We start from the raw sequence: 8889 nt of genomic DNA on the forward strand, positions 1-8889 counted from the left end.
AATCTTGTACTTCATCCAAAGTATCAAATAAATGCTTGCTCAGCCAACTATAACGTATGGTCCGATTATAGCGTTCAATATACGCATTCTGCTGTGGCTTACCCGGTTGAATATATTCAATACGAATACCGTGCTCAGTAGCCCAGCGCACAAATTCGTGACTGATAAATTCGGGACCATTATCGCATCGGATCACTAACGGTTTTTCTCTCCACTCCAGCAATTGATTCAACGTACGAATAACCCTGATTGTGGGCAATGAGAACCCTGCTTCAATGGCTAGGCCTTCGCGGCGGTAATCATCAATCACATTCAATAATCGAAACTTGCGACCATCGGAAAGCTGATCATGCATAAAATCTAATGACCAAACCTGATTTTCTCGGATTGGTTCTTTCAATGGTTCAGGCGCATGCCGTTTTAGTCTTCTTCTCGGTTTAATACGCAGATTCAGTGCCAACTCACAGTAAATGCGGTAAACCCGCTTGTGATTCCAGCAGCAACTCTCAACATGCCGTAAATACGAGAAGCACAAACCAAAGCCCCAATCGGAATTTTCCTCAGTGAGTTCAATGAGCTGTTCAGCAATGAGTGCATTGTCATCGCTGAGTTTGGCTTGATAGCGGTAGCAGGTTTCACTAATGCCAAATGCTTTACAAGCCAAACGAATACTAATGGCATGCTGGGCAACTGCCTGTTGTGCCATCTTACGCCGGCAAGATGGCTTTACCACTTTTTTGCCATCGCTTCCTGGATGATTTCGGCCTTTAATCGCTCTTCCGCATACATCTTTTTAAGTCTGGTATTTTCGGCTTCTAGCTCTTTCAGTCGAGCCATTAATGATGTATCCATACCACCATATTTGGCACGCCATTTATAAAAGGTAGCATTACTCATGCCGTGTTCACGGCAAAGGGTCGCTACAGGTGTGCCAGATTCTGCCTGTTTCAAGATGGACATGATCTGACTGTCAGTAAATTTAGATGTTTTCATGCAGAATCTCCTGCTCGTATCTTAAGAGAAAATTCTACTTTTAGATCCTTTTATTTTTAGGGGGGATTACCTTGCTAAACAATTTGCTATAGATTTTGGTGCTATTTATTATGATTTAGATGAGCACTTTATACTTAAAATAGGAAATATTTCTCAATTCATAGCCAAATATGGTTATAAAGAATATGCTATTAAAAACATTGAGTTATATAAAAATTTAATAACAACTATAAACCCTGATCTAGTAAATATAATTGTATGTTCATCAGGATTTATGACTTATCCTAATGAACTTATGGAAAGTTATCCTGAGATAAAGACTCAGATTGAAAAAAGTTCTTTAACCTTTTTACTTTTACCTTCTTTCGAGCTTGAAATTTGCGTGAAGGAAATTGTAAAAAGACAATTACAAAGAGAATATTTAAATTGCTCTTCATGTAGTGAAGAAAGGAAAATTAGAAACAGATTCCCTTTATATATAAATTTAAAATGCCAAAGAATTTTAACAAATGAAGAGCCTCAAAAAATAGCATGTGAGCTATACAAACACATTTTTTAAATTGATAGAATTCACTCTTAAAACTATTTAATACGACCACTATGTTAGAAACAGAACAATTAATTTTATTTCTTTGAAGCATCTGCAACTGGAAAATCAAGCTCAAAGCACACACCCTCGAACGTGTTATAAACTCGATAGCGGCCATAATGCAGATCCATAATTGAAGCAACAATCGATAAACCTAATCCACCTGTCTGATTCTCATCACTTCGACTTGAATGGCATTGATAAAATCTTTCAAAAAGATGCTCAAGTTGATGCTCAGCAATTGAAATACCACCCGTTACCACCGTCAGGCTCATCCATTGCGTATGCTCAAACATCTTATGTTTAGTTGTGATATGAATAGTCCGCTTGTCACCACCATGAACCAGCGCATTTAAAACAAGATTATAAACAGCTCTTTGAAATAACTCTGGATCTGCAAATAACGTTTTAGCCTCTAAGTTAAGACTAAAATGACAATTTTGTGCCTCAGCCTGATATTCAAAAATCTGGCATAGCCCATCTATCACATCTTGGATGTTTATCTCTTGTTTGTTTACAAGAACCATTTTCTGGTCGGCTCTTGCCAAGAAAAGCATGCTATCAATCATGCGTTTTAATCTGTGGTAGTCGTCTAAATGAGACACCAGCAAATCTTCATATTGCTCAACTGATCGTGTGCCAGTTAAAGCAATCTCGGTTTGCCCAATCAGATTATTTAAAGGTGTGCGGAACTCATGAGCAATATCTTCAGAAAAACGGTTGAGTTGCGTATAGCCTTTTTCGATACGCTCAAGCATGTGGTTTATATCTTTTGAAAGCAGCTCAATTTCTAAAGGTGAATTTGACAGATTTAACCGTTTCTGTAACTGGTTTACGTTAATTGAATGAGTTTGCTTACGAAGCTGTTGTAGTGACCTTAAACCGAAATGACACGCTAAAATGCAAAGCACAAAGATTGCAAACACCCCCCCTACCATATACATCAAGAGATTCTCTTGAAAAGGTGAAAGAATATTGATTCGTTCCGACCATTGTTTACCGGCAATGAGTAGATAAGGCTCGTTATTAATCTTTATGGTTTTCCAAGCAATTCGTGTTGGATATGGATTGTTGACTAAATCTTGAAATTGAAGACTGTTGCGCTGTGCAAGCTCAGGAAACTGAATATGTAGCGGATTAATATTAATTAAAGTTTTGTCTTTATGAATGAGCAGAAACAAGTTGTCTTGATTGCCAAGCATATTTTGGTAAAGCTTAGGCCGCGCAATAATTTGCTCTACATTTTCGCTATCTTGCAGCAAAATTTCCAAACGGTTAATTCTGTCTGCTAATGCTTTATCTTGTTGCTTTAATAAAATTTGATTAATGCCTAAATAGGTCATAAAGCCGACTGAACATAAAATTAAGGCAGAACAAAGCGTGACCAGTAATGTAATACGAACTTCAAGAGAACGCAGAAATTTAAAGTTCATAAGCTAACCGAAATTTTATAGCCCAAACCACGCATGGTATGAATGAGTTTTAATTCATATCCCTCATCAATTTTGCTTCGTAAACGGCGTACCGCGACGTCAATAAAGTTAGTATCAGTGTCAAAATTAATATTCCACACTTCGGAACCAATTTGTCTGCGCGTCACAATTTGCTCTTTGTTGAGCAGCAGGTAACGCAATAAATTAAATTCGGTTTTGCTCAGCTCAATCAGGTTTCTATTACGCCATACTTTATGACTGACCAAATCCATTTTTAAATCGCTAATAGCTAGCTCATTTTCTTGCAGATATTGCTGTCTTCTTAACAGACTTTTAATACGTGCCAACAGTTCAATATAGGAAAAAGGTTTAGCTAAGTAATCGTCTGCTCCCAACTCCAAACCTTTCACTCTATCCATCACCTGATCTTTTGCCGTTAAGAAAATCACCGGAATTTTTGAAAACTGGCGTAGGACCTGTAATACGCTCCAGCCATCTATGTCCGGCAACATCACATCAAGAATAAGCAAGTCATGTTCATCTCTCTTTAGCATTTCCAAACCTTGAAGCCCTAAGTGAACACACTCTGCTTGATATCCAGACTCTTTTAATCCTTTGACCAAATAAGTGGCGATCTTGATCTCGTCTTCAATAATAAGGATACGCATTTTCTAAAGACTCATTTGAAAGATGACAACTTTGTAATGTGATTGTCATGCTTGAAATTAGGCAATTTGTTTAAGATTTTCAAAATGACCTAGAGGCAAATCATAATGAACAAATTGAACTGGCTGATGTTAACAGCCGCGTTATTGGGTAATAGTACTTTTGCACAGCCCCCTGCTTTGAATCAAGTCTATTCATTAGATATTAAAACTGCACACCTATTAGCCGACAGTGCGAAAGAGGCATGCAAAAAATTAAATCAAAACATTGCAGTCGTTGTTGTGGATCGCGGCGGTAATCCATTAACTGCCGAACGCCATGAGTTGGTAGGTCCGCATAATCTAATGGCTGCCGAGAAAAAGGCCTATACCGCGTTATCTACCAAAACATCGACCTTAGTTTTAAGCCAAAACAGTAACCAAAACCCCGATGCAAAAAATTTAACCACCGTAGCAAATTTACTTTTGTTAGGAGGCGGCGTACCTGTTCGTTTTGAGAACCAAGTGATTGGAGCGATTGGGGTTGCGGGTGCTGGTGGCGCACAAAATGACAATCAATGCGCAAGCAAAGCTATTGAAACCGTTTTTCATTCATAAGGAGTTCATCATGTCTAAATCATTTATTGCTTTATCTTCGTTATTTATAGCTTCGGCTACATTTGCACAAAGTAACCCACTCAGTGTGCATGTGTTAAATCTAGAAACTGGTTTGCCCTCTTCTCAGGTTGAAGTCGTTTTAGAAAAAAATACCAATAACCAGTGGGTTAAACTCAACCAGCAAGTGACCGATTCAAATGGTCGTATTGCAGCGCTCTATCCAGAAAATAAAAAACTAGAGCAAGGTGTTTATAAAGTTACCTTTAAAACTGAAGACTGGTTTAAAAAGAACAAACAACAAACTTTTTTTGCCGAAGTACCTGTGATTTTTAAAGTGGATGGCAGCGTAAATCACTACCATATACCCCTACTTCTAAGTCCTTATGGTTATTCGACCTATCGAGGCAACTAAAATAAAAAACCCCTTTATCTGTTTTGCACACATAAAGGGGCTGATTAAAAGCATTTCGTTTTACGAACAAACACCATTGCTAATAACCGCTTTTTTGTTCGAATCTAGAGCCACAATTGAAGAAGAAATAAGATTAATGATCTGGCTCATGGCCTCACTTGAAGCACTGACAATGCCTTCCATTTTTTTAGCTTTTTGATCGATCGGCTGTTTAAAAGCAATTCTACAATTTAGCTGTGCTCCTCGATTAGTGATGACTTTTGCATTAGCTGACTCTAATTGAGTTGGAGGTATTTGACGCTTCACCACCCAAGACACTGCAATATTAATATTGCTGTTATCTACAATATCAAAATGAGAGAAGTCTGTAGAAACTCGATATAAAGGCTGATTATTTCCAGAAAGCCCACTGCTATAACTGTCAATTGCCCCTAGTTTTTGTTGTAAACCCGCAGACAAGGTATCGCGTAATTGCGTACCCATGGTCGATGTCCAGCGCTCGTTGTTTAACACCTTAGACTTGCCACTACTGTCTTGTAGCACTATAGGCGCACGGTCTAATCGGTCTGGAATCCCGACTGGCAAGACCTCAATCACTTGCACAGTTGATTTTGTAGCCGCAGTGACTTTAGGGGACATCGTGTAATAGTTCGGTGTTGGTGAACTTGAACATGCTGTCATAGCAACTGCCGTTAAAAACAGGCCAGTCCCAAGCAGCCATTTGGCTGCTTTAGGGTGCTGAAAAGATCGATTATTTTTATTTTTCATCATCGGCCTCTGGTGTCTTACCACGAATAATTGATTCAGGATGTTGTTCAATATAGTCTGCCATTAACTGTAAAGAAGCTGCCGCACGTGTCATTTGCTGCAATGCTTTGCGGACGTCTTGTTGCAACGGTGCATCACTCGACAAGATAGACTCAGATGATCTTACCGTTTTACGAACATCGTCTAAGGTTGCCTGTAAACCAGGTGCCACTTTACCATCTAACTGTTTAACCAGTTTATCGGTAGAGGCAATAGCGGTGTTCATATTGTTAAGCGTTTTACGTACATCTTGCCCAATTTCCACTAACGGGAATTTCGTTAATTTATCAGCAATCTGAGAAACTTGTGCTTGTAGGCCGCTCAGTTCAGTTGGTGTCGTTGGAATCACCACACGATCATCACTCAGAATTTGTAATGTGGCTGGTTTAGCTTTAGGGAACTTATCTAGGGCAATGTAGTTTTGACCTGTGAGAAGGTTGCCCGTTCTCATTTGAGCACGCCATCCATGTTCAACAAAGTTCTTGAAAATTACACTATTTGGATTAAGCGCCTGACCATTTTCAACACGTGAAGGATAGATAACTGCCTCAACACGCATGCGAATCTGTTTATAGTTGTTATAAAACTCTGCATTAATCGATTTAACGTTACCAATTTCAATGCCCATGAAATCAATTGGTGCACCGACTGCTAACCCACGCAATGAATGATCAAAATACATAATCACGCCACGAGGTTGTCCATCCAGCTCTTTTAATGCCTCAGATTTTGAGTCCCAAAGATTAAAACGACTATGATTCGCGGCCGTCGTAGCATGCGAATTTTCTGGGTATCCGAAAGCAATACCACCAGCGACAATACTTGCCAGAGATTGAGTATCTAAATTAAAGCCTGAAGCATTTAAGGTCACATCAATACCACTCGCCTGCCAAAAACGTGCATCGGTAGTTACAAACTTGTCATACGGCGCACGGATAAAAGTTTGCAATTCAACATTTTTACCATCTGCGGATAATTTATAAGCTGTAATTTGCCCCACATTAATTCGACGATAATAAATTGGAGAACCGACATCTAAGGAACCTAAATCATCTGCATTCAAGAAAAATATTTTGCCTGGAACATCTGAAGATATCACTGGCGGTACTTCTAAACCTGTAAATTCAAATTTTTTCTCTTCTGATTTCCCCCCATCGACTTCAATGTAAGAACCTGACAATAAGGTGTCTATTCCTGAAACTCCACTCGTCCCAATACGTGGTCGCACAACCCAAAATCGTGAATCTTTTGCTGCAAAGTTACTCGCACCTTTGCGCAAATCAATTCTCGCGATAATGTGTGAACGGTCATCTGAAAGATCAATCTGCCGTACTACACCAATATCCACCTGTTTATAACGGACTGTTGTTTTACCGGCAACTAACCCTTCAGCTGTGCGAAAAGACACATCAATGGTAGGGCCATGAGACAATAGCGCTTTTACAGCTAATGAAAGCGCGATTAAAAGAGCAATTAATGGAATCAGCCAGATTAATAAAGGCTTCCATCGACTTTTCTTTTCTTGGGGTTCTGGCAAATCATTCATGTTATCCAGTTCAACATCTGTATCACGATGATCTGAGTTACCAGGGGTTATTTCATTTTCAGACATACTCATTGTTCTTTTATTGACTGGGATTAATAGAATCACTATTCAAAGGCGGATGTTCTGCCTGAATAATCGTTGTTTTTTCAGAAGCAAAAGAAGAAGGTTTATTTGTATTTTGAGAAGTATAGAAATTATCCCAAATAATACGTGGATCAAAACTTAAGGATGCAAACATGGTTAACACCACAACCGCACCAAAAGCAATCGAACCCGGCCCTGCTAAAATTGTAGCAAGCGATTGAATCTGAATGAGTGCTGTTAAAAGCGCCACCACAAAAACATCAATCATCGACCAACGTCCAATAAACTCGACAATTCGATATAATTTAACGCATTGCTCAGGTAAAAACTTCCAACCGGCTGAAGATTGTAGATATACCGCAAATAATAAAAAATACAAAATCAGCAGCTTCAGCATTGGAATAAAAATACTGGCCATGAAAATGACAACTGAAACCAGATAGTCTCCACTTTGCCAAAAGTAAATGACCCCACTCATGATCGTGTCTTGCTGACTCCCTAAAAGTGAGTCAGTTACTGTCATTGGCAGGACATTGGCCGGAATATAGAGAATAGTTGCAGCTACGACTAAGGCAAAAGTTCGATTTAAACTTGCTGGTTTGCGTGAATGCAACACGCTATTACATCGAATACAACGTAAAACTTGAGGCGTTTTATCTCGTCGTCTTTTTTCATTTTGAGCAGAATTTACGACACCACAGCAGTGACACACAATTAATGACAGATCTTTGGCTCTTGGATATTGCTTAAGAACCATCCCATGCTGCGAGCTTTTTGCTTGGGTCACATTTTTTATTGTTTTCATGGCAGTGACCTATCAATTTCGTTCCATATATCACTCACCTTGATGGAAGTAATATAGACCAACAATACACTTAAGATTGCGAATGCCCATAACGCAATCTCGGGAATCACCAATACCATTCCCATTAACTTCACAAGCGTGACCAAAATTCCGATCAAAAAGACCTCAACCATTCCCCACACTCTCATAAAAAAAAGTGTGCGTAAGGCAATCACCAAAAACGTTGGTCTTTTCTTTAATACACTCACTGTACCCAGCACATAGGAAAGTAATAAAAGATAGGAAAGCGGCACAATAAAAGTAGTAATTAAGATGAGGACGCCCACGAAACCCCGATCATAATGAAACATCACCCAGACAGCGCCAAGTAAAGTGGTTTCAGAGGTATTTCCTTGTAGTTCAATTTTTACAATGGGAAAGCTATTGGCAATAATAAATACGATTAAGGCAGTTAAAATTAAAGCTAACAATGTTGAAAAAGGTTTAGTGTGCCGATAGAGTTCAGCACCGCAGCATATGCAATAAGCTCTTTTTCCATAAGCAAGCGGCATTCTACGATAGACAGTATCGCACTCCTCACAACCTGCTAATTCTTTAAGCTTCATAGTTATACTCTGAAATTTATAGTTTTACTGTATCAGTAACTGCTTGCTACAACGCTTGCATAGAATTGTATGTATAAGCAATGTGCCAAACTAATCTCATTTCTTCAAGAAAAAATTAGTGACCGCATCGATGAATTCTGATATACGCTGAATTATCAGGAGACTTTCCCTTGGGAGATTCTAGGCAGCCAACTTATAAAAGTCTTCGGCCATTTGATTTGGTGTCTTAAAACCCAAACCCTTTTGAATTCTTCGATGATTATAAAATAACTCAATGTATTTTATAATATCTGCTTTGGCTTCTTCTCTGGTTTGATAGTTGTAATGATGCACTAACTCATTTTTCAGTATTC

11 protein-coding genes are annotated in these 8889 nt (G+C 38.8%); 3 read left to right on the top strand and 8 right to left on the bottom strand.

Annotated elements, in window-relative coordinates; translation table 11 throughout:
* Window positions 1-993 (bottom strand): IS3 family transposase gene (locus tag ACINWC141_RS11960; RefSeq protein WP_155757871.1). Its coding sequence is split into 2 segments (ribosomal slippage), with 994 coding nucleotides annotated over them: window positions 1-741 and window positions 741-993; the frame shifts between segments, so codons are not numbered across the junction. This gene is flagged as partial in the annotation.
* A gap of 274 nt (window positions 994-1267) precedes the next feature.
* Between ACINWC141_RS11960 and ACINWC141_RS20515 the strand changes: the two genes are divergently transcribed.
* A complete protein-coding gene (locus tag ACINWC141_RS20515) occupies window positions 1268-1552 on the top strand; it encodes a hypothetical protein (RefSeq protein WP_249364764.1) in 285 nt (94 codons plus the stop codon).
* Between the two features lie 65 nt (window positions 1553-1617).
* Here ACINWC141_RS20515 and ACINWC141_RS11975 read toward each other — a convergent pair whose 3' ends face one another.
* Complete coding sequence (locus ACINWC141_RS11975) at window positions 1618-3015, bottom strand: heavy metal sensor histidine kinase (RefSeq protein WP_009391533.1); 1398 nt, start codon at window positions 3013-3015, stop codon at window positions 1618-1620.
* Complete coding sequence (locus tag ACINWC141_RS11980; protein WP_009391530.1) at window positions 3012-3683, bottom strand: heavy metal response regulator transcription factor; 672 nt, start codon at window positions 3681-3683, stop codon at window positions 3012-3014. Before ACINWC141_RS11980 ends, ACINWC141_RS11975 begins: the two co-directional genes overlap by 4 nt.
* Window positions 3684-3809: 126 nt before the next feature.
* Between ACINWC141_RS11980 and ACINWC141_RS11985 the strand changes: the two genes are divergently transcribed.
* The gene (locus ACINWC141_RS11985) at window positions 3810-4277 is read left to right on the top strand and encodes a GlcG/HbpS family heme-binding protein (RefSeq protein WP_081400132.1); all 468 of its coding nucleotides are present in this window, start codon (window positions 3810-3812) and stop codon (window positions 4275-4277) included.
* A gap of 10 nt (window positions 4278-4287) precedes the next feature.
* Window positions 4288-4689 carry a hydroxyisourate hydrolase gene (gene uraH, locus ACINWC141_RS11990; RefSeq protein ID WP_009391536.1) on the top strand — a complete coding sequence of 134 codons (402 nt, stop codon included), beginning with the start codon at window positions 4288-4290 and terminating at the stop codon, window positions 4687-4689.
* A 60-nt stretch (window positions 4690-4749) separates the two neighbouring features.
* On the opposite strand, the gene ACINWC141_RS11995 is transcribed toward uraH, so the two are convergent.
* The 5 genes from ACINWC141_RS11995 to ACINWC141_RS12015 form a co-directional block, all read right to left on the bottom strand.
* On the bottom strand, window positions 4750-5457 hold the full coding sequence (locus ACINWC141_RS11995) for a PqiC family protein (RefSeq protein ID WP_009391523.1): 708 nt from the start codon (window positions 5455-5457) through the stop codon (window positions 4750-4752).
* Window positions 5447-7114 (bottom strand): PqiB family protein, encoded by a 1668-nt coding sequence (locus ACINWC141_RS12000; protein WP_009391528.1) that lies wholly within the window; start codon window positions 7112-7114, stop codon window positions 5447-5449. The genes ACINWC141_RS11995 and ACINWC141_RS12000 overlap by 11 nt, the downstream gene beginning before the upstream one ends.
* Window positions 7115-7121: 7 nt before the next feature.
* Complete coding sequence (locus ACINWC141_RS12005) at window positions 7122-7931, bottom strand: paraquat-inducible protein A (protein ID WP_009391534.1); 810 nt, start codon at window positions 7929-7931, stop codon at window positions 7122-7124.
* A complete protein-coding gene (locus tag ACINWC141_RS12010; protein ID WP_009391531.1) occupies window positions 7928-8536 on the bottom strand; it encodes a paraquat-inducible protein A in 609 nt (202 codons plus the stop codon). Before ACINWC141_RS12010 ends, ACINWC141_RS12005 begins: the two co-directional genes overlap by 4 nt.
* A 180-nt stretch (window positions 8537-8716) precedes the next feature.
* Window positions 8717-8889, bottom strand: a 173-nt coding sequence (locus tag ACINWC141_RS12015) for an IS3 family transposase (protein ID WP_034678492.1), incomplete at its 5' end; no start/stop codon positions are given.

It is taken from the genome of Acinetobacter sp. WC-141, from assembly GCF_000313935.1.
GTDB lineage: Bacteria > Pseudomonadota > Gammaproteobacteria > Pseudomonadales > Moraxellaceae > Acinetobacter.

Excerpts from the sequence above, each read along its gene's own strand:
- ACINWC141_RS20515 (WP_249364764.1), top strand. The coding sequence starts at position 1,268 with ATGACTTATCCTAATGAACTTATGGAAAGTTATCCTGAGATAAAGACT.
- ACINWC141_RS11975 (WP_009391533.1), bottom strand. The coding sequence starts at position 3,015 with ATGAACTTTAAATTTCTGCGTTCTCTTGAAGTTCGTATTACATTACTG.
- ACINWC141_RS11980 (WP_009391530.1), bottom strand. The coding sequence starts at position 3,683 with ATGCGTATCCTTATTATTGAAGACGAGATCAAGATCGCCACTTATTTG.
- ACINWC141_RS11985 (WP_081400132.1), top strand. The coding sequence starts at position 3,810 with ATGTTAACAGCCGCGTTATTGGGTAATAGTACTTTTGCACAGCCCCCT.
- uraH (WP_009391536.1), top strand. The coding sequence starts at position 4,288 with ATGTCTAAATCATTTATTGCTTTATCTTCGTTATTTATAGCTTCGGCT.
- ACINWC141_RS11995 (WP_009391523.1), bottom strand. The coding sequence starts at position 5,457 with ATGAAAAATAAAAATAATCGATCTTTTCAGCACCCTAAAGCAGCCAAA.
- ACINWC141_RS12000 (WP_009391528.1), bottom strand. The coding sequence starts at position 7,114 with ATGAGTATGTCTGAAAATGAAATAACCCCTGGTAACTCAGATCATCGT.
- ACINWC141_RS12005 (WP_009391534.1), bottom strand. The coding sequence starts at position 7,931 with ATGAAAACAATAAAAAATGTGACCCAAGCAAAAAGCTCGCAGCATGGG.
- ACINWC141_RS12010 (WP_009391531.1), bottom strand. The coding sequence starts at position 8,536 with ATGAAGCTTAAAGAATTAGCAGGTTGTGAGGAGTGCGATACTGTCTAT.